The 25,252-nt window shown below is 58.8% G+C and carries 20 protein-coding genes and 1 other RNA gene; 8 read left to right on the top strand and 13 right to left on the bottom strand.

Annotated elements, in window-relative coordinates:
- Window positions 1–131: 131 nt before the first annotated feature.
- The 4 genes from recR to dnaX all read right to left on the bottom strand — a co-directional run bounded on the left by recR (window position 132) and on the right by dnaX (window position 4,559).
- On the bottom strand, window positions 132–734 hold the full coding sequence (recR, locus tag ACYP2Q_RS06160; RefSeq protein ID WP_419711196.1) for a recombination mediator RecR: 603 nt from the start codon (window positions 732–734) through the stop codon (window positions 132–134).
- A 62-nt stretch (window positions 735–796) separates the two neighbouring features.
- Complete coding sequence (locus tag ACYP2Q_RS06155) at window positions 797–1,834, bottom strand: NADP-dependent oxidoreductase (protein ID WP_459729696.1); 1,038 nt, start codon at window positions 1,832–1,834, stop codon at window positions 797–799.
- A gap of 262 nt (window positions 1,835–2,096) precedes the next feature.
- Entirely contained in the window at window positions 2,097–2,435 is a 339-nt protein-coding gene (locus ACYP2Q_RS06150; protein WP_007933349.1) for a YbaB/EbfC family nucleoid-associated protein, read from the bottom strand.
- Window positions 2,436–2,501: 66 nt separating this feature from the next.
- Window positions 2,502–4,559, bottom strand: coding sequence for a DNA polymerase III subunit gamma/tau (dnaX, locus tag ACYP2Q_RS06145; RefSeq protein ID WP_459729695.1), 2,058 nt, complete (start codon window positions 4,557–4,559; stop codon window positions 2,502–2,504).
- Window positions 4,560–4,682: 123 nt separating this feature from the next.
- Here dnaX and ACYP2Q_RS06140 point away from each other — a divergent pair, with 123 nt between their 5' ends.
- Window positions 4,683–5,435: a substrate-binding periplasmic protein gene (locus tag ACYP2Q_RS06140; protein WP_459729694.1), complete on the top strand. Its 753-nt coding sequence runs from the start codon at window positions 4,683–4,685 to the stop codon at window positions 5,433–5,435.
- A gap of 162 nt (window positions 5,436–5,597) precedes the next feature.
- Here ACYP2Q_RS06140 and ffs read toward each other — a convergent pair.
- The 3 genes from ffs to ACYP2Q_RS06125 all read right to left on the bottom strand — a co-directional run bounded on the left by ffs (window position 5,598) and on the right by ACYP2Q_RS06125 (window position 7,524).
- Window positions 5,598–5,694: signal recognition particle sRNA small type (gene ffs, locus ACYP2Q_RS06135), an RNA gene on the bottom strand.
- Between the two features lie 309 nt (window positions 5,695–6,003).
- Complete coding sequence (locus ACYP2Q_RS06130) at window positions 6,004–6,855, bottom strand: urea carboxylase-associated family protein (protein WP_459729693.1); 852 nt, start codon at window positions 6,853–6,855, stop codon at window positions 6,004–6,006.
- A gap of 15 nt (window positions 6,856–6,870) precedes the next feature.
- Window positions 6,871–7,524: a GntR family transcriptional regulator gene (locus ACYP2Q_RS06125; protein WP_459729692.1), complete on the bottom strand. Its 654-nt coding sequence runs from the start codon at window positions 7,522–7,524 to the stop codon at window positions 6,871–6,873.
- 174 nt (window positions 7,525–7,698) lie between these two features.
- Between ACYP2Q_RS06125 and ACYP2Q_RS06120 the strand changes: the two genes are divergently transcribed.
- On the top strand, window positions 7,699–8,271 hold the full coding sequence (locus tag ACYP2Q_RS06120; protein WP_459729691.1) for a TetR/AcrR family transcriptional regulator: 573 nt from the start codon (window positions 7,699–7,701) through the stop codon (window positions 8,269–8,271).
- Here ACYP2Q_RS06120 and fabF read toward each other — a convergent pair.
- The 6 genes from fabF to ACYP2Q_RS06090 form a co-directional block, all read right to left on the bottom strand.
- A complete protein-coding gene (gene fabF / locus ACYP2Q_RS06115; protein ID WP_459729690.1) occupies window positions 8,252–9,526 on the bottom strand; it encodes a beta-ketoacyl-ACP synthase II in 1,275 nt (424 codons plus the stop codon). The genes ACYP2Q_RS06120 and fabF overlap by 20 nt on opposite strands.
- Before the next feature lie 31 nt (window positions 9,527–9,557).
- Window positions 9,558–10,352: an SDR family NAD(P)-dependent oxidoreductase gene (locus tag ACYP2Q_RS06110; RefSeq protein ID WP_459729689.1), complete on the bottom strand. Its 795-nt coding sequence runs from the start codon at window positions 10,350–10,352 to the stop codon at window positions 9,558–9,560.
- A 205-nt stretch (window positions 10,353–10,557) separates the two neighbouring features.
- Window positions 10,558–10,893: a ComEA family DNA-binding protein gene (locus ACYP2Q_RS06105; protein ID WP_459729688.1), complete on the bottom strand. Its 336-nt coding sequence runs from the start codon at window positions 10,891–10,893 to the stop codon at window positions 10,558–10,560.
- 154 nt (window positions 10,894–11,047) lie between these two features.
- The gene (locus ACYP2Q_RS06100; protein WP_459729687.1) at window positions 11,048–12,445 is read right to left on the bottom strand and encodes a TolC family outer membrane protein; all 1,398 of its coding nucleotides are present in this window, start codon (window positions 12,443–12,445) and stop codon (window positions 11,048–11,050) included.
- Entirely contained in the window at window positions 12,442–13,770 is a 1,329-nt protein-coding gene (locus ACYP2Q_RS06095; protein WP_459729686.1) for an HlyD family type I secretion periplasmic adaptor subunit, read from the bottom strand. The genes ACYP2Q_RS06100 and ACYP2Q_RS06095 overlap by 4 nt, the downstream gene beginning before the upstream one ends.
- A gap of 13 nt (window positions 13,771–13,783) precedes the next feature.
- Complete coding sequence (locus ACYP2Q_RS06090) at window positions 13,784–15,526, bottom strand: type I secretion system permease/ATPase (RefSeq protein WP_459729685.1); 1,743 nt, start codon at window positions 15,524–15,526, stop codon at window positions 13,784–13,786.
- A gap of 550 nt (window positions 15,527–16,076) precedes the next feature.
- On the opposite strand from ACYP2Q_RS06090, the gene ACYP2Q_RS06085 reads away from it, so the two are divergent.
- The 6 genes from ACYP2Q_RS06085 (at window position 16,077) to ACYP2Q_RS06060 (ending at window position 25,216) form a co-directional block, all read left to right on the top strand.
- Complete coding sequence (locus ACYP2Q_RS06085) at window positions 16,077–16,268, top strand: hypothetical protein (RefSeq protein ID WP_459729684.1); 192 nt, start codon at window positions 16,077–16,079, stop codon at window positions 16,266–16,268.
- Window positions 16,269–16,477: 209 nt separating this feature from the next.
- Window positions 16,478–17,299, top strand: coding sequence for a hypothetical protein (locus tag ACYP2Q_RS06080; RefSeq protein WP_459729683.1), 822 nt, complete (start codon window positions 16,478–16,480; stop codon window positions 17,297–17,299).
- A gap of 17 nt (window positions 17,300–17,316) precedes the next feature.
- Window positions 17,317–18,720: a DUF4214 domain-containing protein gene (locus ACYP2Q_RS06075; RefSeq protein ID WP_459729682.1), complete on the top strand. Its 1,404-nt coding sequence runs from the start codon at window positions 17,317–17,319 to the stop codon at window positions 18,718–18,720.
- 150 nt (window positions 18,721–18,870) lie between these two features.
- Complete coding sequence (locus ACYP2Q_RS06070; protein ID WP_459729681.1) at window positions 18,871–21,360, top strand: glycosyltransferase; 2,490 nt, start codon at window positions 18,871–18,873, stop codon at window positions 21,358–21,360.
- Window positions 21,357–23,792: a glycosyltransferase family 2 protein gene (locus tag ACYP2Q_RS06065; RefSeq protein ID WP_459729680.1), complete on the top strand. Its 2,436-nt coding sequence runs from the start codon at window positions 21,357–21,359 to the stop codon at window positions 23,790–23,792. The genes ACYP2Q_RS06070 and ACYP2Q_RS06065 overlap by 4 nt, the downstream gene beginning before the upstream one ends.
- Entirely contained in the window at window positions 23,792–25,216 is a 1,425-nt protein-coding gene (locus tag ACYP2Q_RS06060) for a hypothetical protein (protein ID WP_459729679.1), read from the top strand. Before ACYP2Q_RS06065 ends, ACYP2Q_RS06060 begins: the two co-directional genes overlap by 1 nt.
- Window positions 25,217–25,252: the final 36 nt, after the last annotated feature.

The following is a 25,252-nucleotide window of genomic DNA, read 5'->3' as shown; positions in this document are numbered from 1 at the left end:
AGTGAATCAGACAGACCGGGGTGCGCCCTTCGCTGGCAAGCCAGCTCCTACAGGATCGCATGATTTCGGATCAACCCAATTCTGTAGGAGCTGGCTTGCCAGCGAAGGCGTCAGTCAAAATACCGCGCACCTTAGAGCGAAATCGGCTTGCGCCCCGCAAACGAATGAGCCAGCGTTCCGCCATCCACCAACTCCAACTCGCCCCCCAGCGGCACGCCATGGGCGATGCGTGAAGCGATCAGGCCTTTGCTGCTGAGCAACTGGGCAATGTAGTGTGCGGTGGCTTCACCTTCCACCGTCGGGTTGGTGGCGAGGATGACTTCGGCGAATGTACCCGCCTCCTCGATCCGCGCCATCAATTGCGGAATGCCGATGGCCTCCGGCCCCAGGCCGTCAAGCGGAGACAGGTGCCCCTTGAGCACGAAGTAGCGGCCACGGAAACCGGTCTGCTCCACGGCGTAGACATCCATCGGCCCTTCCACCACGCAGAGCAAGGTGTCGTCACGCCGGGTATCGGCGCATTGCGGGCAGAGGTCGTCTTCGGTCAGGGTGCGGCACAGGCGACAGTGACCGACCCCCTCCATGGCCTGGCTCAGGGCCAGTGCCAGGCGCGAGCCGCCACTGCGATCACGCTCGAGCAATTGCAACGCCATGCGCTGGGCGGTTTTCTGACCCACGCCGGGCAAAACTCGCAAGGCGTCGATCAGTTGGCGAATCAAAGGGCTGAAGCTCATGGGGAAAAGTCCGACGAAAACAACGAGACGCGGTTTATACCCGCGCCTCCGTTGAGCGTCAATTATTGCGCGGGCGCGACCCGTACCACCAACTTGCCGAAGTTGCGGCCTTCAAGCAGGCCGATGAACGCATCGGGCGCATTCTCCAGGCCATCGACCACGTCTTCGCGGAACTTCACCTTGCCGTCCCGCACCCACGGCGCCATCGCGCTGATGAATTCCGGCTGGCGATCACCGTAGTCGTCGAACACGATGAACCCCTGGATCCGCACCCGCTTGGTCAACAGCGTGCGCTGCAACAGCGGCAGGCGGTCCGGGCCGCTCGGCGCTTCGCTGGCGTTGTAGGACGCAATCAGGCCGCAGAGCGGAATTCGTGCCTTGGGGTTGAGCAAGGGCACCACCGCGTCGAACACCTTGCCTCCGACGTTCTCGTAATAGATATCGATGCCCTTGGGGCACGCCTGCGCCAGCTCGTCGACGAAGTCCGGGCTCTTGTGATCGATGCAGGCATCGAAGCCCAGCTCTTCGACCACGTAACGGCACTTGTCCGCGCCACCGGCCACGCCGACCACCCGCAGGCCCTTGATCTTCGCCACCTGGCCCACCACCGAACCCACGGCGCCAGAGGCCGCCGCGACCACCAGGGTCTCGCCTTCCTTTGGCTGGCCGATGTCCATCAGGCCCATGTAGGCAGTCATGCCCGGCATGCCGAGCACACCCAGGGCCATGGACGGGCTGGGCAGCCCCGACGGTACCGGAATGATGCTGCGACCGTCGTTGTTGCTGTGGCTCTGCCACCCCGTGGCGCCGACCACCAGGTCGCCTTCATGGAACTTGGGATGGCGCGAACGCTCGACCCGACTGACCGCACCGCCGGTCATCACCTCGCCGATTTCCACCGGTGCGGCGTAGGACGGCGCATCACTCATGCGCCCACGCATATAGGGATCCAGGGACAGATAAAGGGTCTTGAGCAGCACCTGACCCTCTTCCAGATCAGGGAGCGCGACCCGCTCCATGCGGAAGTTTTCCGGTGTTGGCGCGCCGACCGGGCGTGAAGCCAGGACGATTCGTTGGTTGAGGGTCATGGGGTCGGACATGGCAGCGTCTCCTTTGATCGATGAGGTACGGTGATATAGGGAGCAGACCTTTGTGGCGGTATGGCGTTCGATGTTTGTTCGGTTGGACCGAGGGGACTTTATCGCCAGCAGGCTGGCTCCCACAGGGATCACCTCGATTCTGTGGGAGCCAGCCTGCTGGCGATAGCGACCGGGCAGACACCGCACCTCTACCTGCCAGAAACAAAAATGCCAGGCGCGATGCCTGGCATTTTTTGTAACTCATCTGAGGCCTGAAGGCGAATCAGAATGGCAGTTTCATGCCCGGTGGCAGTTGCATGCCAGCGGTCATGCTGCCCATTTTGTCCTGGCTGTTGGCTTCGATCTTGCGCACGGCGTCGTTGACGGCCGCGGCGAACACCGCCTCGAGCATTTCCTTGTCATCTTCGCTCAGGCCTTCGACCAGGCTTGGGTCGATGGTCACGCGCTTGACGTCGTGACGACCGGTCATCACCACAGTAACCATGTCGCCACCGGCTTTACCGGTGACTTCGGCGTTGGCCAGCTCTTCCTGCATCTTGGCCATTTTTTCCTGCATCTGCTGTGCCTGCTTCATCAGGCCGGCCATGCCACCTTTCATCATGGGAATCACCTCGAAAGTACTTGGATTAAACGGCGCCCGGCCCGATCGGGCGAGCGCCTTCAGTTATTAGCCCTGACTGGCCAGGGCCTCGACAGGTTCAATAGTATCGTTACGGATCACCGCACCGAACTGCTGCATCATTTGCTGGATGAACGGATCACCGTGGATCGACTCCTCGGCCTCGCGCTGACGATCGGCACGCCGACGGGACGCCGCCTGGGCCGGGGTTTCCTGCTCGGGCTTGATCAGCTCCATGGTCAGGGTCAGGGTCCGCCCGTGATACTGGTTCAACGCTTCGTTGAGGCGCCGTTGTTGCGTAGCGTTGAACAAGGCGCTGTGGGCCGGGTCCAGGTGCAGCAACCAGTTGTCGCCATCGACCGCGATCAGCGTGCAGTTGGCGGCGATGCTGCCGGTCATGCCGGAGATCGGCAGGTTCGGGAACAACTCCAGCCATTGCAGGGCCAGGCCGGTAGCGGGCGCTGCGGCAGGCTCAGGCTCGGGCTCTGCGGCCGGCTCGGCGGTGTGCTCGCTGGCCAACTCGTCGAGGTAGCTGTAGGCCGAGTCCATGTCTGGCTCGATGTAATCTTCGTCCAGCGGCGGCTCGTCATCCAGGTCCATGCCCGGCGTGGCGGCATCGACTTCGGCTACCGACGGCTCCGGTATGGGCGCGGCAGCCCACTCCGGCGCGTCCGGCACCACGCTGTCCGGCGTCGGCAACGGCATCGGCGGCAACTCGGGCTGCTCGCTGGTGGTTTCCAGCACCGGCTCGACGGCGGGCTGCTGAACGACTGCAGGTTCGACCGGATCATTCCACGGCAGGTCGACCACCTCTTCGACCACGACCGCCTCGACCACGGGCTCTGGTACCGGCTCGGACACAACAGCGGGAGCCACTGGCGCAGGTGCCGGAGGCATCGCAGCAACGGGCGCAACGGCTGCTGGCGCAACGATCGGCGTGGCAGCCACTGACTTGGCGGAATCAACCGTGGCCTGGCTGATCCCCACTGGCTTTAGCGGTTGTCTTGGCGCGTCCGCGCTGTCGGCGGGGCGGAACGCCAGCATGCGCAACAGCACCATTTCAAAGCCACCACGGGGGTCTGGCGCCAGCGGCAGGTCGCGGCGGCCGATCAGGCCCATCTGGTAATAGAACTGCACGTCTTCGGCCGGCAAGGCCTGGGCCAGGGACAGCACCCGGTCGCGGTCGCCATGACCGTTGTCGACGCCTTCAGGCAAGGCCTGGGCAATGGCCACACGGTGCAGCACATTGAGAATTTCCGAGAGCACCCCGTTCCAGTCCGGACCCTGTTCGGCCAAATGGCGGACTGCTTCGAGCAAGGCCTTGGCGTCGCCCTCGATCAGCGCATGCAATACGTCGTAGACCTGGCCGTGATCGAGGGTGCCGAGCATCGCCCGCACGTCAGCGGCCATGACCTTGCCTTCACCGAAGGCGATCGCCTGGTCGGTGAGGCTCATGGCATCGCGCATCGAACCATCGGCGGCGCGACCGAGCAACCACAGCGCATCGTCTTCGAACGGCACGTTCTCGACGCTCAGCACGTGGCTCAAATGCTCGACGACCCGCTCCGGGGTCATGTTCTTCAGGGAGAACTGCAGGCAACGCGAGAGAATCGTTGCAGGAAGTTTCTGCGGATCAGTGGTGGCCAGGATGAACTTGACGTAGGGTGGCGGCTCTTCGAGGGTTTTCAACAGCGCATTGAAGGAATGGCTGGAAAGCATGTGCACTTCGTCGATCAGGTAGACCTTGAAGCGCCCGCGACTGGGGGCGTATTGCACGTTGTCGAGCAGCTCGCGGGTGTCCTCGACCTTGGTGCGGCTGGCGGCGTCGATCTCGATCAGGTCGACGAAGCGGCCTTCATCGATCTCGCGGCACACCGAACACTCGCCACAGGGCGTTGAAGTAATACCTGTTTCACAGTTCAGGCATTTGGCGATAATCCGCGCAATGGTAGTCTTGCCGACTCCGCGCGTACCGGTGAACAGGTACGCGTGGTGCAGCCGCTGGCTGTCCAAGGCATTGATCAGAGCCTTGAGCACATGGGTCTGGCCGACCATTTCGCGGAACGAGCGCGGACGCCATTTACGTGCAAGAACCTGATAACTCATCGAAAACCGTCGCAGCGAAGGAAGCAGAAGCGGCTAATGCTAGCGGAGCAAGGCACAAATTGCATCCGGTGCGCTCGTCTAATCTGGCTAAGCTGCACTTTGGAAGGATTTATCGGAGCGTTTATGCGGCTGGGCTTGGGGGCACTGCTGTTGATCAGCCTGGACGGCGCGGCCGCTGACGCGCCGTTGCGCTTCGTGATACCTGACAGCTGGGCAATGCCGATGGTGCAACTTGAACGCGGGCGACCGACCCAAGGCATCCTGTATGACGTGATGCTCAGTCTCGCCACCCAGGTCGGCGTACCGGCGCAGTTTCACGTATTGCCCCGTGGCCGGGTACAGACCGCCATGGAACAGGGCGAGGTCGACATTCGCTGCTACGCCGCGCAGTCATGGACGCCGAACCAGTCCGGCGACTATATCTGGAGCATTCCGCTCTGGACTCAACCCGACCTGCTGATCAGCCGGCCTGACGCAATGACGTCAGTCACCCCGACACAGTTGCCACATCAATCGATCGGCACGGTTCTCGGTTATAGCTACCCAACCCTGCAACCGCTGTTCGACGCCAACCGGCTGCACCGCGACGATGCACGCAACCAGGAACAGGTGCTGGAGAAGCTGCATGCCGGGCGCAACCGTTATGCGGTCAGCAACCAATGGACCCTGGACTGGTTCAACCAGCGATTGCTGCCGCAGCAACAACTGCAAAGCGTGGCGCTCCTGCAGGAACAACAGGTCGGCTGCTACGTACGCAACGACCCCAAGGTGCCGGTGCAGCGCATTCTGCGCACCCTGCTGCGGATGAGGATGTCAGGGGAGATCGATGACATCATTCGGCTCTACATCGGTGGCAAGGCTGAAGCCAGGCCGTGACCGCAGACGGGAGCATCTGCCATTGCCTGTGCCCAGGCCTTGGAGTCGGAAACAAATCGCGTACGACAAAAAACCGCGATGGGCAGACGCCATGACAGCACAGGAAAAATGGTTTCATGGAAATAACGCGAGAGAGGGTCTCGCGGTTCGTTAAGGTGGTAACCCCACCAGCCACACCCCGGCACACAATGTCACCGCTGCGGCTGCTCCCTTCCAGGCCTGACCGGGTTCACGGCTGATCGTTGCGGGGGGACCGATGGGGTCACCATAACGACGCTCACCTGACGGCGAGCCGCGCCATTGTACCTATCTGAGACGAACTTACAACCGTTCCAGTGGATTAAAAAACATGAACCGGTTCAAGGACATGCAATGAACTTGAAAATCTCGTAGTGGAGATCGAGATCCGTACGCATGCCCCTGTAGGAGCTGGCTTGCCAGCGAAGGCGGCCTAAAGTTCACCCAATCACTACTGTGGGAGCCGGCCTGCCGGCGATGGTCGTCAACGATAACGCGTGTCAACTGACTCACCGCAGCGCTCTTGCGTTTTTCGCTGGCAAGCCAGCTCCTACAATTCCCAATCGGCCTTGGCAATCTGCAGCCCATGCAACCCCTTGTACGCCGCACGCTCCGGCTGGCTCCAGCCCTCGAGCAACGCATCATCCAGGCGATAGACCTCCACTCCCAACGGGCGGCACACGCTCAGGGGGTCCTGCGCATCCGGCCCCCACATGGCCAGCGACAGATCGCCACCCGGACAGGTCGACAATGCGCAGAGCAAATCGATTTCGGCAAAGAACTCAAGGTAATCGCCCTTCTGCGCCGGACAGGCCTTCATGAAATACATGTCGTCGTGGTTCAGCCCCGTGCACTGGAAGATGTTCAGCACGTCATGCACGTCGAATTCGGTCAGGCCGTGGGGCAGTACCGCGCGGGTCAGGTTGGAATGACAGTGATGATGAAAGTCCTCGCCGGTGAGCATTTTGTTCACATAGGGATCGCAGCGGGTACCCAGCAAATCGTGCAGGCGCCCGCCATGTTCATCGATACCGTACCCGGCTAGGCTGTCGTCAGTGATGGTCACCAACGGTCGCAAAAAAGGCAGGTTCGACCACAGCCTGTCATGGGTGCTGACGTGCGCCCCCTGCAACTGCCGGGTCCGCGCCGCCCACAAGCGTTCACGCGGATCGTTGGCGTTCCAGACATTGAAATCTCCCACTTGCGGTCCGACCGGCGTGGTGATGCGAAACACGTGGCCGGCCGGGACCTTCCAGGCACGACCGGTGCGAATGGGCACTTCGAACGACTCGACCAAGGCGCGCCCGTCCTTCGCGTCGCGAACCCGCTCGTAGAAGGCCTTGTCCACCTGCAAGGCCGAGCCTTTGCTGACTTGATAGGCCGCTGGATAGTCTTTGTACATGGCACAGATCCTCGATCAGTGATGGGACGAAGGGACAAGCATTTGCAACAGCAGGTGTTCGGAGTCGTCGAGATACAGGTTCATGGCGTCTTCAGCCCCACGCTTGTCACCCTCGATAAGCAACTCATGGATCTGTCGATCGCGAGCAAGCCAAGGCGCCTGAAAACGTGATTCATCGGGGGCGCTACAGAACACCAGGCGCAATTGCGCGACGACGTTGGTAAAGAACTCGTCGAACAAGGGGCTGTGCATCAGCCCGACGATATGTTGGTGAAAGGCCAGGCCATGGGTGCCGACGGCGCGCCAGTCCTCGCGCTCCCGGGCGAGTTCGGCAGCCTCCAGGGAATCGAGCATGCGGTCAGACTGATACTCGCGCAGCGGCTGGCTGACATTGATGGCCTGCAATTCCAGCGTGCGACGAACCTGGAACAGGTCCCGCACATCCTCGATACCCAATCGGCGCACCATGACACCCTTGTTGCGCACATAGCGGGTCAGCCCCTCCTGCCCCAAGCGGTGCAGGGCCTCCCGAATGGTATTGCGCGAAGCGTTGTAGGCTGCCACCAGATCGTTTTCCACCAAGGCCATGCCGGGCAGCAAGCGTCCACCGATGATGTCGGCGCGTAGTTCCAGGGTGATGTGATCGGCCAGTGACAGTCCGCTGCTCATACTCGTTACCTCGGATTGTTCAACAATCGGTAAATAATGAGTAATCACTATTCGTGCCATATTCCATTGGCTTTTGAATCATGTTCGACGCATCTGCATGCTTTTTAGAAATAGAAGTACAGTCACCATCCAATTTTCATTGGTTAATATGGCGCATCGATGTGGAGATATCAGATGCGTTACTCGCAGGACCATAAAGCCCAGACCCACAAACGCATCATCAAGGAAGCTTCCGTACGCTTTCGCCGCGACGGCATCGGCGCCACTGGCCTGCAGCCCCTGATGAAAGCGCTGGGCTTGACCCACGGTGGCTTTTATTCACACTTCACGTCCAAGGACGAATTGGTGGAAAAAGCATTACAGGCGGCCGGGGATGAAGTGGATGTCAGGTGCGCGGAGCTTTTTGCCCAGGACCGCCCGCTGGAGGCATTCATCAACGCCTATCTGTCGCAATGGCACCAGTCTTCGCCCCACGAAGGCTGCCCACTGCCCACCATGTCTTCTGAACTTGGCATGCGCGGCCAGCCGAGCCCCACTTCAGACGCAGTACTCCATGCACGACTGCGCCAGATTCAAGGCACGCTCGAGGGCGAAAACACCGAGCACCGCAGCATCGTCATCATGTCCACGTTGATCGGCGCGCTGCTGCTTTCGCGCAGCGTCGAGAATCCCGAGCTGGCCGCCGAGATCCTCGAGGTGACACGTACCTACCTCAATCGATCCGGGGCTAGCCAACCCAGCGCTTGAACAGCACGCTGGCATTGACCCCGCCAAATCCGAAACCATTGGACAGCGCATACTCGATCGCCATGGGTCGAGCCTGGCCGTGGACAATGTCCACGCCCTCGGAAGCCGGGTCCGGGTTATCGAAATTGAGGGTCGCCGGCACAATCTGATCGCGGATCGCCAGCAGTGTGAAAATGGCTTCGATCCCGCCGGCGGCACCGAGCAAATGCCCGGTGGCCGACTTGGTCGACGTCACGGCAATGTTGTTGTTCGCACCGAACAACGCCTTGATGGCTGCCAGCTCCCCCAGGTCGCCCACCGGTGTCGAGGTGGCGTGCGCGTTCAAGTGCTGAACCTGCTCCGGCAAAATCCCTGCCTGCGCCAATGCCAGAGACATGGCCCGGCGCGCGCCACTGCCATCCTCAGGCCCCGCGGTCAGGTGATAGGCGTCGGCGCTGGTGCCGTAACCCACCACTTCTGCCAGGGGTTGAGCGCCCCGGGCCAAAGCATGTTCCAGGGATTCGACCACCAGCAGTCCCGAGCCCTCGCCCATGACAAAGCCGTCGCGATCGCGGTCGAACGGTCGCGAGGCGCGCTCCGGGGTGTCGTTGAAGCCGCTGGACAAGGCACGCGCCGCGGCAAAGCCGGCGAGACTGACCCGATCGATTGCCGCCTCCGCGCCGCCGCACACCGCAACATCCGCCTCGCCGCAACGAATCAGCCGCACCGCATCGCCAATCGCCTGGACGCCGGCCGCACAGGCTGTGACCGGCGCCCCCAGCGGGCCCTTGAACCCATGCTGGATCGACACATGACCCGCCGCCAGGTTGACCAGGAACGAAGGGATGGTGAACGGCGACAAACGTCGGGGCCCACGGCTGTCCGTCGTGCGCACCGCATCGGCAATCGCGCCGAAACCACCGACGCCGGAACCGATGATGGTTGCCGTGCGCTCCTGGGCCTCGGCCGTTTGCGCCTGCCATCCCGCCTGCTCGATAGCCTGACGCGCCGCCTCCATGGCGAACAGGATGAACCGGTCCATCTTCTTCTGTTCCTTGGGCGGTGTGGCCCGATCCGGATCAAAACCCGCCTCAGGATCCTCTGCCAGGGTCGGCACGGCCCCACCGACGCTGGTCGGCAGATCCGCCACCACCTCGGCTGGCAAGTTGCGCAACCCCGAACGCCCGGCCAACAGCCGCGCCCAGACCGCTTCGACGCCGCTACCCAGCGGAGACACCAGCCCCATGCCTGTCACTACCACTCGACGATCACTCATACCGCAACCACCTCATACCGGTTCGCCCGCGTCATTTGTAACGCGCGGCAGCCTTGCTTTTGGAAAGGTTAGGCGCCATGACGAGACGCGCCGCCACAAATGCATCCCAGTCGCCAGCATTCGGCAGTGAAGGAATGGTCACCAGTTCACCCTGGTCCAGACCCGCCAGGGCGGCATCGACCATCTCCCCCGCCTCCATGACCATCTCCTGCGGAATCTGCGAAGCATCGATACCCGAACGCTCCCAGATCTCGGTACGCGTTACCCCTGGCAACACAGCCTGGACCTTGACACCGGTGCCGTCGAGCTCAGCGTTCAGCGACTGGGTCAGGCTCAACACATAAGCCTTGCTCGCGCTGTACGTCGCATTGAAACGCTCGGGAAACAATGCCACCACCGATGCAATGTTGATGATCGTGCCCCGACCTGCCTTGGCAAAACTCGCCGCCGCAGCCGAAGCCAAACGCGTGACCGCGGTGATATTCAACTGAATCATGCGCTCCAGCTGGTCCAGATCGGCATTGGCCAACAACCCATCCGCCGCCACCCCCGCATTGTTCAGCAACAGGCTGATGCTCGAATCACTGCGCAGACGCTGCTCAAGCTTCAGCACGTCATCCTTCTGCGTCAAATCCGCCTTGAGCACCTCCACCTGCACACCATGGGCATCGCGCAACGCGCTCGCCGCCGCTTCAAGCCGCTCTTGATCACGGGCGACCAACAACAAATCAAAACCACGCGCCGCCAAACGCTGCGCGTAGACCGCACCGATACCGGAAGAAGCACCGGTGACGAGGGCGGTACCTTGGGACTGAAGGGAAGTCATGACGTTGCTCCAGGGAGATGCCAGAGAATGGATAAGCGCCGAATCTCAGCGCGCTTCGACGAAACAGGTATTTATTATATGCATAATCTAATTAACATATGATAGTCGTAATTTTTTCACTGCTGACGAAAGGCAAAACCGCGCCGCATTCGCCAGAACGCAAAAAGGCCGGTCAATGACCGGCCTCCAAGGCTGGGTTACAAGCTTAGTTCACCTGAAGCTTCTCGCGATTCTTATCCAGGAGCGCCTTGCCGAAACCCTTCACTTCGAGCAACTCCTCGACGGATGCAAACGGCCCATTACTTTCACGATACGTAACAATCGCCAAAGCCTTGGCCTGCCCCACCCCGGACAACTCACGCTGCAAGGTCGACGCATCGGCCTTGTTGAGGTCCACCTTGATCAATTGCGAATTCGCGGAAGCCTCCATCGTCACCGGAGCCTTGGAAGCCTCCGGCTTGGCTGCAGGCGCAGCATTGGCAGTGATAGAGGCGCTGGTGAGCAGGGCAAAAACCAGGGAATAGAAATAGCCTGTACGCATAAATGACGCTCCATGACATCGTTTGAGGAAGCAGCTTTTCCGCAGCTGCCTCCTCAAGTTAGGTGATCTGGGGAGGGTGTCAAAAGTGTGTCTATTGCGGGATGTGAGACAATCCGCGATCAGGCCAAGTCATGATCAACAAACAGTCAACGCACTAGCGACTGACCTGCTTCGGATTAGGCGCATCAGGGCGAATGACGTTGGTGTCGCCCGCACTCAACCACGCATTGACACTGGCCACGCTACCTTCCGAGAGCTTTCCAGCCCAACGGTTGAGCGCAAACAGGTTTATGACAAAATCGTATTGGGCCTTGAGCAGATCGCGACGCGCCTTGAATTCGTTCTGCACACTGGCCAATACATCCACAGCGTTCACCACACCATAGGTAAACGCCTTCTGAGCAGCAATGCTGGACTGGCTGGCCGAAGACAGCGCATTTCGGCTCGCGCGAATCTTCTCGACACTGGATTGAGCGGTCAGGTAGGCATTAGTGGTTTCCTTGACCACTTGGCGCCTGACGCCTTCCAGCTGCTCCTCTGCTACTTGCTGATCGTCGTACAAGCCACGAACACGCGCCGAGGTGGAACCACCGCTGTATAACGGCACTTTCACACCCAGGGTGGCGACGTAGCTGTCGCTGCGCGGGGTCTGCGTGTTGTCATACCCCACATCACTCTGCTGGCCGCTCAAACTGAACGTCAGGGACGGATAATGCCCCCCCTTGCCTTCACGCACCGCCGCTTCAGCCGCTTCGACACCGCTCTGGCTAGCCTTCAGGGCCGGGTTACCACTCTCTGCCAGCTGCAACCAGTTATCCAGGCTTTCCATAGGCGCCCGGAACTCCACATCACTGCGCACGCGACTCAAGCGCTCATTGATGGGTCGCCCTACCAACTCGGCCAGCGCCGCGCGACTGAGGCGCACCTGGTTACGCGACTCGACTTCCTGGGCCGCCAGGCTGTCCACCCGTGCCTGCAGGTCCAATTGATCGGTGATCTTGGCCATTTGCCGGGCATACAACGCATTGACCTGGTCGAGATTCTTTTGCGTCGCCCGCCGCTCGGCCATGACCAGCTCCAGATCGTCATCGGCCGCCAACGCGATGAAATAGCGCTTGGCCAGATCCACCGTAGCCTCAGCCTGAGCCTCATCGGCTTCCGAGACCTTTTGCCGGCTGACGCTCTTGGACTTCTGCCAGCTTTCCCAAGCCTGCTTGTTATAGATGTATTGGGTCAGGCTCAACCCATAATTGTTGTTGTCATAAATTTCCCGGGAAGCGTCGTCCTTGCGCAAGATCCGGTTATAGCCGCCGTTGGCCGAGACCTGTGGGAGCAAACCACCCAGCGCGGCGCGCTGCTGTTCGGACGCGGAACGAGCCTTGGCGTAGGCCGAGATGATGCGCGGGTCTTCCAACCGTGACTCGCGATACAGCGCCATGAGGTCAACCGAATAATCATTGGCACTGACACCGCGCTGTTCCTGCATGGGCGCCGCTTGAACCTGACAAACCGATAAACCGAGGAGCACAACGGGTAACAAACGCACAATCATTCCTCGATCATCGACTTGGCGAACATGTTGCGAGCCGGTTTCAGGAGGTACTGCAGCATGGTTCGATCACCCGCATTGATCAGTACTTCGGCCGGCATACCTGGCAACAACTTGCGATCGCCGAGCTTTTTCGCACCATCGTCGGTGAGTGTCACCCGCACCAGGTAATAGCTGTCACCCGAACGCTCATCGGTCAAGCGGTCCGCGGAAATTCGACTCACCTCGCCCTCGATAACCGGCGTGGTCGCATTATTGAATGCGGTGAAGCGAACGTCCGCCGTCTTGCCCAACGAGATTCGATCAATATCATTGGTGCCGACGCGCGCCTCGATCACCAACTGGGAGGCTTCGGGCACGATGTCCATCAAGGGTGTTGCCGAGCTGATCACACCACCAACGGTATGCACCTTCATGTCCAGCACCATGCCACTCTCCGGGGCCCGGATGACAATCCGCGAGAGCCTGTCCTTGAGTGCGCTGACTTTTTCCTGCAACTCAAAGACCTGGCTCTGCACATCGGCAAGGTCTTTCACCACCTCGGAATTGAAGTTCTTGGTGAGCTGAACAATCTCCAGTTGCGTCTCGTTGATCTGCAAACGGGTGGTCAGGATGTTCGACTTGTGGTCGGCCACTTCCGACCTGAGCATGTCCAGCTTGCGCTCCTGCTCCAACAACCTTTGCTTGTCGACGAACCCTTGGGCCAACAGCTCCTTGAGCTCAGTGATCTCACCACTGTAGGACTGCTCCAGCCCCGCCTTGGTACGGACCATCGTCTCCAGACCGGTGATCTGCTGACTGAGCTGTGCGATGCGCTCTTTCTTGACCGCTATTTCCCCAAGACGCGAACCACGCCGAGCATTGAACACGTGGATTTCGCCCTCCAATGCCTCCTGCGCGCGCTGCGAATCAGGGCCATCAATCGACACCGTCGGCAACGCCGGCAAGTCATCGCGTTCAGCTCGCAAGCGGGCTTCCCTGGTTTTGGCGGCAATCAGCTGGCTACGGGTAGACTCATATTCGGAACTGATTTGCGACTCATCCAGCACAATCAACGGATCGCCTTGGTGCACCAGGTCACCATCATGCACGAGCAGCTCCTTGACGATGCCCCCCTCCAGATGCTGAACCGTCTTGCGATAGCTCTGGACGGTGACCTGCCCACTGCCATATACGGCGTTATCCAACGGAGCGAAGGCGGCCCAGCCGCCAAAAAGACCAAAGGTCACAAGCACAATGCCGAGACCAAGCCTGCGTATATTTCGGTCAGAAGTAGGCACCTCATCGAGTTCATCATCGTTGAGGGTTATCAGGGTAGTACGGGTCATCAATGGATTCCTTTCACGCGCCGGCCGAAGCCGCATCTGGAGCGGCCGCTTGGGCTACCCGCTGCTGAGTCTTGGCTTGCTGAGCCGCCAGCTCGGCAATAACTTGCTCCCGCGCCCCATACAGACTGATGGTGCCGGCATTCAGCACCATCACGCGATCGAGCCGGGCAAGAATATTGGGGCGATGGGAAACGATGAACACCGTGGCACCGGTTTCCTTGATTTTCTGCAAGGCGACACCCAGAGCACGCTCACCGACATCGTCAAGGTTGGAGTTGGGCTCATCCAGCACAATCAGTCGCGGGCTACCGTAGAGAGCCCGAGCCAGGCCAATGCGCTGGCGCTGACCGCCAGACAGGTTGACACCGCCACTGCCGATGACCGTGTCGTAACCGTCGGGGAGCATCAGGATCATTTCATGCACACCCGCGACCTTTGCCGCGTGCACGGTTTTCTCGGCATCAATGACTTCAAAACGGGCAATGTTTTCGCTGATACTGCCCTCGAACAACTCGATGTCCTGCGGCAGGTAGCCCACGTGCGGGCCCAGGTCGTGCTTGTCCCAGGTACTGATATCCGCACCGTCCAGGCGCACAACGCCATGTTGTGACGGCCATATCCCCAGCAACGCCCGAACAAGTGTCGACTTGCCCGCTGCGCTTGGTCCGACAATGCCCACCACGGTACCGGCCGGAGCGACGAAGCTGATATTACGAATAACGGGAGCTTTCGCGCCCGGCGGGGTCACGATCAGGTTCTCGACTTGAATATGCCCTTGCGGCGCGGGCAACTTCATGCGCTCAGGTTCGGCACTGAGCTTTTCCAGGGTCTCGTTCAGACGGTTGTACTGCACCCGGGCAGCGACAAAGCCCTTCCAGCTGCCGATCATATGGTCGATAGGGGATAAAGCGCGCCCGAGCAACAGCGAACCGGCCATCAACAAGCCCGGTGTTATCTCGTGGGTGATCACCAGGTATGCACCTAGCGCCAGCATCATGGACTGGGTCCACTGACGAAACGTCTTGGACACCGATGTAATGATGCCGCTCTTGTCGCTGGCATACGACTGCAGCCTCAATACCTTGCGCTGGCGCTTGGCCCAGCGGCTCATCAGGGTGCGAAGCATCCCCATTGATTCGATGACCTCGGCATTGCGCAGCGTTTTGGTGGTGTGCAGGGAGGCTGCAACGTTTTCCTTGTTGGCCTCTACCAACGCCCTGCCAGTGAAGCGCTGGTTCAACACAGCCAGGCAGATCAGTACGACCGCGCAACCAACGGTGACCCAACCATATAAAGGGTGGAACATGAACATGACCGCGACATAAATTGGCAGCCACGGCGAATCGAAGAATGCGAACAGGCCGTTGCCGCTCAGGAACTGGCGCAGGGACGTCAGGTCATTGAGCGACTGCGCCGACGCATCCATTCCGCCACTGTCCAGAGCCCTGCGGAAGCTGGCTCGATAAACATCATGGCTCAACAGCGCATCAAGCCGGTTGCTGATACGCACCATGATCCGCGAACGTACCCACTCCAGTGAACCCAAGGTCAACATCAATACCGTCAGGATGAGTGTCAGCATCACCAACGTAGAGACGCTACTGCTGGGCACAACGCGACCGGAAACCTGGATCATGAAGAACGTCGGAACCAACATCAGCGCATTAATGAACAAACTGAAGAAACCGACGGAAATAAAGCTGCTCTTGCAAACCTTCAAGGCAGCCTGCAAGTTGTTTTCGGGTAGGCGACTCATAGCATCCATACTGTCTGGGAAGGCGTAAAGCGCGGGAGTGTACCACCCACCTCCGGCACCGGCAGCCAGAAAAGCGCCTAGTAAAGGAAGTTTAATGATGGAGGCGACGAATGACGCCAGCTGGAATTAACCCCCCTTCTTACCGCCCCCCTACCGCCGACACTTCCTCTCGACTAAATTGATAAAGTGTAACAATCCACCCTTATATTGACTGACGGGTCAAAACCACCTTTAGGCACCCGGCAGCAAGTCAATTTTCTTTAGGGCGCACCAGAAAATATTTTTTTGCGAAGCGAGAATCGAGTCGACCACTGGTCAAGACAATTCGTTTTTTTGCCTCTAACATAGCCCCCAATTTGCATGCCCAGCCGAACACCCAGATCATCAGGCGGGCTCAAAAGCACAACTAGCATGATCCACCCAAAAACGCATGACCTGCTTTTTACTGACTTCCCAAATCCATGAACATACTGTCTGCCAATCAACATATTGTCGGTCTGCGTCAACCTGCCGTGCAAGATTTTACCCAGCCAAACACCAGATCCGGGCCATGAAGTTGCGCCGCGAGATTTCGGCCGTCGCATCAGGTAAGACGGGCGTTTGCGTCGATCAGCGAGGGGACGGATGCCGTATTTCACGGGGTTCAGACAAGTTTTTTGGCAAGACTCAAAAATTGGATCACGCCGAAAAACCGACCGCTTCCCTTGCCATGAAAAAATTGTTTCGAGACAGGATTGTTTAAAAAATCCAAATAGCTTAATCTTCCTGCCGTCAAGGAAGCCACCAATCCGCCATTAGCCTTTATTTATATAGGCCACATGCGTTCAACAGATACCTGTCGAACCCTGTTTGGATTATCCAGTTCAAGGATTGAAGGAGTTTTACCGCGTGTCTTCGCAAAGCACTGATGGACTTAAGATCACGTCCCGGGTCACTCTTCTTGAGCCAGGGATGTATATCTTTCGTTATGCCTCACAAACCAGTACAGACAAAACTGTTTGCATAGCGCTTCAACAAGCGCCCCTTGGCAAAGGTCTTATCGACTTTTTTCCAGCCGAGGGCGTTAGCAAAAACATGCTGACCAAACTGGGTGACTGCATCATCGGTCGCGTCAAAAACGGCGTAACTACCGTACTGATTACCGAATACCACTTGGCCAATGTCCAAGTCGATCCTGTTGATCTGCGCATCGACCGAATCGACACTTCCGCCGCCATCATGCGCAACTTCGCGCCCCCCGCCCCCGCCAAAGAAACCAGCAGCGAGTTACAGCCTGCGGTTGCGCCGGGGACTTTAAAATTGATCGGCCATATTCAGTCCCGCGGCGACGTCACTGCCACCCAAGAGTGGCTCGGTGAGCGCCAAGGCACGACCGGCATTGAAGGCTTCCTGGTTGACTGGGCAGACCGTCCCGATGGCGTTGACCTGGCGTACACCAGTACCGTCGCCGGCTCAGGCCCCAGCCCCAAAGTTCTTTCCGGTCACTATTGCGGTACCCGCGGCAAGGCCGCGGCCCTGATCGCTGTCGGCTTCAGCCTGACCGGCCCCAACAGCAGTCGCTATCGACTGGCTGGCGAGGTCGCCTTCGCTGGCGCCGAACCGCAACCCATTGTTGCTGACCAGATGTTTTTCGGCCCGAGCGGCCAGGAACCCCTGGTTGGTATCAAGCTTTCCATCTTCGCCCATCCTGAGATCAACGCTCCCCGCTATAAGTCTCCCTGGGAAAACCTTGCGACTACGCAAACATATAGCCATGAGGGCCAACTGGCCTGATCTACAGGAATTGAAGCATGCAATACGATAACCCGTTCTTGGCCGCCGACGTCAAAGACGCCCTGACTGCAAACACCAGCATCTCCAGCAACACTGCTGACGCCATCTCGCAAATCCTCAATCTGGATAACGCAGAGACCGTAGCTATCGGTTCGTGGGATGGTGTGGGCAGCGTCGTTGCCCCAACCGGTTCCAACGCCCAGGCGATCTTCGCTGACATCGCTGGCGCTGCCGGTACTGATGTCACTGTTGACCTGACCACCGAAGGCCTGGCCGACGCCAAGGCATTTGTCTTCGCCAGCGACGCCAACCTGACCCTGGACTTCACCGCTGCTCCAGCCGTGAACCTGTTCTCCGCTGATCTCCCAGCCGATGACATCGATCGCGTAATCGTCAGCGGCAACGGTAGCGACCACATCACCGTTGGCGACGGCAACACTACTGTCGACACTGGTGCCGGCAACGACACCGTGACCCTGGGTAACGGTGACAACGTGGTTATCGCCAACAGCGGCGACAACCAGATCTCGACTGGCACTGGCCGCGACACGATCTACACCGGTACTGGCAACGACACCGTCGATGCTGGCGAAGGTTATGACGTGGCTCATGTTGCAGGTTCGCGTGCCGATTTCGCAGCATCCGTATCGGGCACCTCGTTGAACCTGAACGGTGGTGATCACGCCGTCAGCACTTCGAATGTTGAATTCATCAGCTTCGACAATGGCGAGTCGATCGTTGTTGCCAGCACCGATGAAGAAGCGGCTGCTCTGCGCCTCTACAATGGTCTGCTGGGTCGTGACGCTGACGCAGGTGGCGCCGAGGCTTGGGGCAATTCTGCTTCCGGCATTGCACTGACTGACATCGCGCAAGACTTCCTGGGCTCTACCGAGTTCCAGAACAACATGAACAGCGAGTTCATTCAAAGCGTGTACTCCACTCTGCTGGGCCGCGATGCGGACGCTGGCGGCGAGGCGGCATGGCTGAACGTGCTGGCTCAAGGTGCAAGCCGTGCCGACGTCATTGCTGGTATCTCCGGCTCCAACGAAGGCCAGGGTGCAAGCGCAAGCGCCGACGACAGCGATTTCGTCAAGGCGCTGTACACCAGCGTACTGGGTCGTGAAGCCGATGATGCAGGTCTCGATAGCTGGGTTGCTGCACTGACTGCCGGTGTTGACCGTGCCTCGATCGCACAAGACATCAGCAGCTCGGCCGAGTCCAATGCCAAATCGGCATCCGACTTCATCGATGAGCTGTACACCAACGCACTGGGTCGCACCGCAGACGCGGAAGGCAAGGCTGCCTGGACCAACGCTCTGGAGCACGGCGCTACCCAGGCTGAAGTGGCCATCGGTATCGTCGGTTCCGACGAAGGTATCGACCACAACGGCAACGTGGTTGTAGTACACGGCGTAGCGTAACGCTGCACCTTGCAACAAGCCTGAATATCTCCAGCCGCAAGGCTGGAGGTATTTGAAAAGGGGCTCCTTCTCGGGGCCCTCTTTTTTTGTCTTCACAGCGAAACCCAGATAACCATGTCAAAGCATATAGACCATAAGCCGGGATCGCTTATGGACCACTTCCATCGCGACCGCCAAGCCGGTCTCCATGACAGTGCCGAGGCTCACCTCGAATGTGCCTTGCATACCCCCGAATATCGTTCCGAGGCCCTGATCTGGAAAGGGATCGAGGCCTTGCAACACAAAGACCCGCAGCGCGCCTTTCTCTACCTGAGTGGTGCAGCCCATCAGCTACCTCAGCGTACCGACGTTCGCGCACTGCTCGCTCGCAGCCTCCTGGCGCAAAACAACGCCAATGCAGCGACGCGATTACTCAGCGCCGCGTGGCGCGACCAGCCCCATGACCCAACGTTGCGCATGACCCTCTGGCAAGCGCGCAGCCAGTGCGAACAGCCGGCAAAACTTTGCCAGCTGATCCTGGCCCACCTGCCCGAAATCAACGACAGCAACGAACTGAAACTGGTGCTTGGCCTGCTGGCCGCACTACCCCATGCACCCAAAAACGTGGGTGTGGTGCGCTATGACACCGAGAGTGGCGAGATCCGAGGCTGGGCACTGAACCTGCGCGCCCCGCAAACACCCCTGCGCCTGCAACTGCAAGCCAACGGACGCACGACGCAGTTCCCGGCCGACTCAGCTCACCCTCTGCTGCAGCAGGCGGGAATCAGTGCGAACCATGGCGGCATTCAGGTTCAGGTCCCACAACCGACCCCGGAACTGCATATCCGCTTCAAGGATGGCGCCGCTCTTCTGGGCAGCCCACTGTCGGTACTTGCCCCCTTCGTTCCGCCGACGCCAGTCCCAGGCAACGTTGCCCGGCAGCAACCCGTCGATGTGCTGGTCCCCGTGTACGAAGGCCTTGCCGAAACCCTGGAGTGCATTGACAGCGTGCTGCGCAACCGCGGCCTCAACCAGACCGAACATCGATTGGTGGTGCTGGACGATGCCAGCCCGAACCGGGCACTGAGCCAAGCCCTCAAGAATCTGGCCGCCAGCGGCCAGATTCACTACGTGCGCCAACCGACCAACCTGGGCTTTATCCGCAACACCAACCGCGGCATGGCCCTGAGCCCGGAGCGAGACGTGGTTTGGCTGAACGCCGACACCCGCGTCAACGGCAACTGGCTAGACCGCCTCCGCGCGGTGGCATACGAGGCCGAAGACATCGCCTCGGTCACCCCCTTTACCAATAACGGCGAACTGATGAGCTTCCCGCTCAGCCGCGTCAGCCAGGACATGCCCAGCGCCGAACAACAGGCGCAACTGGACCACTTTGCCAGCCAGACCGACAGCGCTGCTGTCGAGATCGAAACGGGCTGCGGCTTCTGCCTGTATATAAAGCGCAACGCGCTGGATCAAGTGGGCTACCTGGACGAGGTCCACCTGTCGCGCGGCTACGGCGAGGAAACCGACTGGTGCCTGCGTGCCCGCACCTTCGGCTGGCGACATATGGGCGCCCCTCGGGTATTCGTCGCGCACCAGGGCGGCATCTCTTTTGGTGATGAGAAGATCCTGCGCGTGGCCCATAACAACGCCATTCTAAGGCGGCGATACCCCGATGCCGAATCGCGCTACAGCGCCTTTTGCCTGCGCGATCCATTGCAACCCGCTCGCCAGGCGCTGCAGCGAGCTCGGTTGGCGCAGTTGCGCAGCTGGATGTCCAGCGAGAAAGGGTTCCCGGGAACACAGGACCTTTCTATCGAGAGTGACCTCCCCTCGACCGCGCCCCTGGCTTTGAAATACCTCAATCGCGGTCAGGACACCGAGGTGACTCTGCTTGCAGCGCTGCCCGGCCTGCCACTGTCACTGGAATACCGGCTGCCTACAAATGCAACGCAACTGCTGGCCGATTTGCAATCACTGCCACTCCAGCAACTGACCTATCAGCAACTCGCCGGCTGCCCCGTAGAACTGTGTGATTTACCGGCCCAGCTGCAACGGCCTTACCAGATCAACTGCCGCGACGACCGCTTGCTTGCCGAACAGGGTGACCTGTACTGGCGGGGCTTCGCCAATCAGGCACAAAGCGTTCAAATGGTTTGGCAAGCACTGAATGCCCGCTATAACGCCGCGCTGCCCCAGGCAAAAGTACAGCGTTCAGCCCCACCCGCCCCCCGCCCAATGAAAACCCGCGCCGTACCCAGCACGCTCTTGATCGCCGATCGGCTGAACAACGCCGATGTGGCGCAGCGTTGGCTCAAGCTTGGCCAACGCATCAAGCGCGAGCAACACCCGTGCCTGCTATTGGTGGTCGGAGAAAGTCCTTGGCTGAGCACACTGCTGTCGACCGGTGCGGTACAGGCATTGGCCCAACTTCCAGGCCTGAACATGACCGAAACCCTTGCCTTGGCAGGGTGTACCGCCGCCCTCAGCCTGGACCCAGCCCCTGGATCTGATTGGGCCGCAGCAGCCCTGGCTAACGAACATGGCTTGGCCCTTTACGCCGAGCCTGGTGATGTCGCTCTGGAAGCCGGTGCCTTGCCAGTGTCTCAACTGTCCGTTTTCTCGACCCCAGCCCCCGCGCCAGTGGATGCCCTATGAATAGCATGACCCTCACTCCACACTCCGAATACCAAGGCGAGATCACCGGGCTATACGGCGACGTGCTACAGGGTTGGGCCCTGGACACGGCCCGACCTGATGCACGCCTGGTGATCGAGGTCCTGGTAGACGGCGCAGGCGTGGCCCTGGCTCGGGCCGATCAGTTCCAACCCAACGCCACCACGGGAGATCAGTTCAACGGCTTTGCCGTACAACTGAAGGACGCCTGGTTGAACAACGCGAGCCGGATCAACATAAAGGTCGCTAACCAAACCGACCTGCTCGCAGGCAGCTTGCAACTGCCCGGCCGACCCGCCAACGAGCCAGCCGCCATCGCCTCCCAGGTCTGGTACAACGGTGGCTTGGGCCTCAGCGGCTGGAGCTGGGATCCGCAAGCCCCCCATCGGCACATGCAGGTCATTGTGCGCGAAGAAAGCCAGGTCCATGCCCGAGTGACCTGCGACCAGCGCCATGTGGCCTTGGTCAATCGCAGCAGCGCTGACCATGGTTTCACCATCGAGCTGCCCTGGTTGTTGGCCGACGGTGAGCCCCATGTCCTGCACATCGAAAACGACCTGGGCCAGGCTCTCTCCGGCAGCCCGGTTACGCTGTGCTGCTGGCCCCAGGGCCTGGAAGGACTTCTGCACGATCACGCAAAGTCACCCAATCCCGACACTTTGAAATTGATCACTCAGTTGGCCAGCGAACAAAACCGCTGGGCACCCAAAAGTGCCGGCTTCCACCATTACGCGCAGTGGTTCGAGTGCTTTCAGCAGGCCGAACCGATGCCGGCCCGGTTGCCGCCGGGCAAGGTCGGTGTATTGCTGATCAGTGCCGGTAACCAGCGAGATGATGCCGTCACTCTGGCCAGCATCCACCAGCAACGCATGGCCGTCAGTGAAGTCGCCGAAGGCCGTATCGAGAACATCCTGCCGGCACTGCTCAAGCTGTTGAGCACTGGCTGCAACACCATTGTCCCGGTCCAGGGTGGCGATCACTTGCCCAGTCACGCGATCGACCATTTGCATGCGACCTTGAGTGGCGGCGGTGCCTGGGCTTTTGCCGACTGTGATCGCGACGGCCCTTCATGGGAGCGCAGCCTGCCCTGGCTGAAACCGGTGTGGGATGTCGATCTGTTTATCGGCGCAGACCTGTTCAGCCCCGGTGCGGCGTTCAGTGCAGACATTCTCCAGCACGCACTGTTGCTACTCACCCCCGACCATGGCCTGCAGGCACTGGATTGGCATCACTTGCTTGCAGCTGTTGCCCTGGCCAGCGAGCGGCGCAAGGCAAGGGTGGTGCACCTGCCAAAGGTGCTTTACCACCGTCAATACCATTCACCGGCAAGTCCCGCTGACGCACCAGCCTCGCCAGATCGCCGCGAAGCGATGGAATGGCTGAGCCAAGGGCTAGCGCGCGGTGCACGCGTTCAATCATTACCGAACTACCCCGGCCTATTGCGCACCCATTGGCCACTGCCGCGGACACTGCCAAAAGTCAGCCTGATCGTACCGACACGCGATCAGGTCGGCCTCTTGCGCACCTGCATGGAAGGCCTGCTGGGCAACACCGATTACCCTGACCTCGAAATAATCGTGGTGGATAACCAGTCCAGCGACCCGGCCGCGCTCGAGTACCTCGCCCAATTACCGGCGCTTGGCGTGAAGGTATTGGCCCATCCCTATCCGTTCAACTACTCCACCATCAACAACCGCGCGGTAGAACTGGCCAATGGCGAACTGATTGGCCTTGTCAACAATGACATCGAGATCATCGAGCCTGATTGGTTGAAAGAAATGGTCAGCCAAGCGATTCGCCCAGGCGTCGGCGCCGTCGGTGCAAAACTCCTATGGCCCAATGGCATGGTGCAGCACGGTGGTGTTGTGGTGGGTATCAACGGCCTGGCTGCGCACACCGGTAATAACCTCCATCAGGACGATCCAGGCTACCTGGGCATGAACCAACTGGCTCGGCAACAAAGCGCAGTCACTGCTGCCTGCCTCCTGCTACGCAAATCACTGTACCAGGCACTGGGTGGACTGGATGAACGCGCCTTCCCCGTGGCCTTCAACGACGTCGACTTGTGCCTGAAAATCCAGCAAAGCGGGTTGAACCTGATATGGACCCCCTTTGCACAACTCATTCATGCCGAGTCTGCGAGTCGCGGCAAAGACCAAACCCGGGAAAAACTAGCCCGCGCCCAGCGCGAGCAACAGGGGTTTATTGAGCGCTGGTCTTTGGCGGGCCAGCATGACCCGCACTACCATCCGGCATTAAGCCTGGACTATCAGAGTGGTCCGTTTGGAGGATTGGCGTTACCACCAAGGACGAACTTGGCTCGGGAAAGCGCTCCTCGATTGATTCGTCCAAAAGTACTGCAGATGGAACAGCAATTTTTTAACTCCTTGCACATTCATAAGGAAATGGCGTGATGAAAATCGCGGGCGCAGCTACTGGTGACGTTAGTCAATTGGACTCAAAAGTCCTTCTCGCCGAACAGACAGCACAAGAATTAGCTCTTGAAATCGGCACATCTTCAAACAAAGTCATTGAGCCTCAAGAGCAAATGAAAAAACAAAATAGCGGAAACATCGCAAACTTAACTGTGCCTGAACAAGCAATATTAGAGACAACCCTTGAAAACGATATATTACTAAACAAAATTTTTGAACTCCAAGAAAAGCTAGAGCAACTAGAGTCAAATAAAAATACATTTAGCACCGAATCCCGCAGCATCGGACACGGTGAAATCCTGATTAAAGAAGTCGAACACGAAAACGAGATTTTAACCACGCAACTGTTGAAAACCCAAGAATTTCTTGAAACAACCTTATCGAACAAAGAACTTCTTAAGGAAAAATACAGCCTGCAAACCGCTAGACTTCAAAAACTAACAATCAAACTTTCCAGCCACTGGGAAGCAGAAAGCTTTGAGGCCAAGAAAACTAGCGGCGAAGAAACTACAAAAACAATAAAATGGAAATTTCATAATCTATACCTCGGAGAGCGATTTTTTCCACAGCTGAATTTCACCACCGAACTGATAGAAACTCATGTAAACCTCAGAATTGAGCGTTCCGTTCGTGGCAGCAAACAACCCTGCCCCCTACTACGCTGGCCAGACTCCTTTGCTCTTGAAGACACCCTTCCTTGCATGCCTATAGCGGGAACAAGTAACCAAGGGACAAACGCAGCAATATCTGAACTGGGCGCATCTGACTGGGTTTTCCTTCTGGACCTCGTTAAAAAGCTCATCGATTATGCTCAAAATCCATTAGAAAGCACGCCTGAAATTATTAAGCACTCGTCCTTTCTGATCGGCCTGAAAAAATTATATAACACGCTTAAATCCTGGCCTTTGCAACTGCGATACGACCACGCCAGCATTAAAGAAATAGACGGGCGCGCCAATTATGCAGGATTGAAATTCAATCTGACCGGTTTAAGTTTCGGAGAAAAACACTGGCCATCACTAAACTACATACTGTCCACAGTCGATGACCTCCGCATGACATTCGGGACTAACCCCAGATTGGAGTTCCCAGACACCGGTTCGAAAAATGTTTTGTCCAGTTGGTACGCAGAGCAAAACGATGAACACGGCCAACGCTTTGAATTGCGATTTGCGCAACCCAACATAATGGACATGCGAGTTTGGAACTCACTGGAAAGCCCTGACCAACTTCTGATTACAGCACTAATAAGCCGTATGCCTCGCATGCTATCACAGCACAAGAATAATAAGATACGTAATGAGAATCCACTTATAGACTGGATTGCACTGGCGGAATCGCTCAGAACCAATCTTGCCTATAATACTATTCCACGCATGCGCCGCAACAAAAAAACGGCTTAAACTACAACATTGCTCTGCACAAAGAACTCAGGATCC

This window comes from Pseudomonas sp. MHK4, assembly GCF_054600775.1.
The sequence above is the reverse complement of the archived record's forward strand: the minus strand, read 5'-3'. Positions and strand labels throughout refer to the sequence as shown.

Bases quoted from the DNA above. Each gene is read 5' to 3' on its own strand.
- recR (WP_419711196.1), bottom strand. From the start codon at position 734: ATGAGCTTCAGCCCTTTGATTCGCCAACTGATCGACGCCTTGCGAGTT.
- ACYP2Q_RS06155 (WP_459729696.1), bottom strand. From the start codon at position 1,834: ATGTCCGACCCCATGACCCTCAACCAACGAATCGTCCTGGCTTCACGC.
- ACYP2Q_RS06150 (WP_007933349.1), bottom strand. From the start codon at position 2,435: ATGATGAAAGGTGGCATGGCCGGCCTGATGAAGCAGGCACAGCAGATG.
- dnaX (WP_459729695.1), bottom strand. From the start codon at position 4,559: ATGAGTTATCAGGTTCTTGCACGTAAATGGCGTCCGCGCTCGTTCCGC.
- ACYP2Q_RS06140 (WP_459729694.1), top strand. From the start codon at position 4,683: ATGCGGCTGGGCTTGGGGGCACTGCTGTTGATCAGCCTGGACGGCGCG.
- ACYP2Q_RS06130 (WP_459729693.1), bottom strand. From the start codon at position 6,855: ATGTACAAAGACTATCCAGCGGCCTATCAAGTCAGCAAAGGCTCGGCC.
- ACYP2Q_RS06125 (WP_459729692.1), bottom strand. From the start codon at position 7,524: ATGAGCAGCGGACTGTCACTGGCCGATCACATCACCCTGGAACTACGC.
- ACYP2Q_RS06120 (WP_459729691.1), top strand. From the start codon at position 7,699: ATGCGTTACTCGCAGGACCATAAAGCCCAGACCCACAAACGCATCATC.
- fabF (WP_459729690.1), bottom strand. From the start codon at position 9,526: ATGAGTGATCGTCGAGTGGTAGTGACAGGCATGGGGCTGGTGTCTCCG.
- ACYP2Q_RS06110 (WP_459729689.1), bottom strand. From the start codon at position 10,352: ATGACTTCCCTTCAGTCCCAAGGTACCGCCCTCGTCACCGGTGCTTCT.
- ACYP2Q_RS06105 (WP_459729688.1), bottom strand. From the start codon at position 10,893: ATGCGTACAGGCTATTTCTATTCCCTGGTTTTTGCCCTGCTCACCAGC.
- ACYP2Q_RS06100 (WP_459729687.1), bottom strand. From the start codon at position 12,445: ATGATTGTGCGTTTGTTACCCGTTGTGCTCCTCGGTTTATCGGTTTGT.
- ACYP2Q_RS06095 (WP_459729686.1), bottom strand. From the start codon at position 13,770: ATGACCCGTACTACCCTGATAACCCTCAACGATGATGAACTCGATGAG.
- ACYP2Q_RS06090 (WP_459729685.1), bottom strand. From the start codon at position 15,526: ATGAGTCGCCTACCCGAAAACAACTTGCAGGCTGCCTTGAAGGTTTGC.
- ACYP2Q_RS06085 (WP_459729684.1), top strand. From the start codon at position 16,077: ATGAAGTTGCGCCGCGAGATTTCGGCCGTCGCATCAGGTAAGACGGGC.
- ACYP2Q_RS06080 (WP_459729683.1), top strand. From the start codon at position 16,478: ATGTATATCTTTCGTTATGCCTCACAAACCAGTACAGACAAAACTGTT.
- ACYP2Q_RS06075 (WP_459729682.1), top strand. From the start codon at position 17,317: ATGCAATACGATAACCCGTTCTTGGCCGCCGACGTCAAAGACGCCCTG.
- ACYP2Q_RS06070 (WP_459729681.1), top strand. From the start codon at position 18,871: ATGGACCACTTCCATCGCGACCGCCAAGCCGGTCTCCATGACAGTGCC.
- ACYP2Q_RS06065 (WP_459729680.1), top strand. From the start codon at position 21,357: ATGAATAGCATGACCCTCACTCCACACTCCGAATACCAAGGCGAGATC.
- ACYP2Q_RS06060 (WP_459729679.1), top strand. From the start codon at position 23,792: ATGAAAATCGCGGGCGCAGCTACTGGTGACGTTAGTCAATTGGACTCA.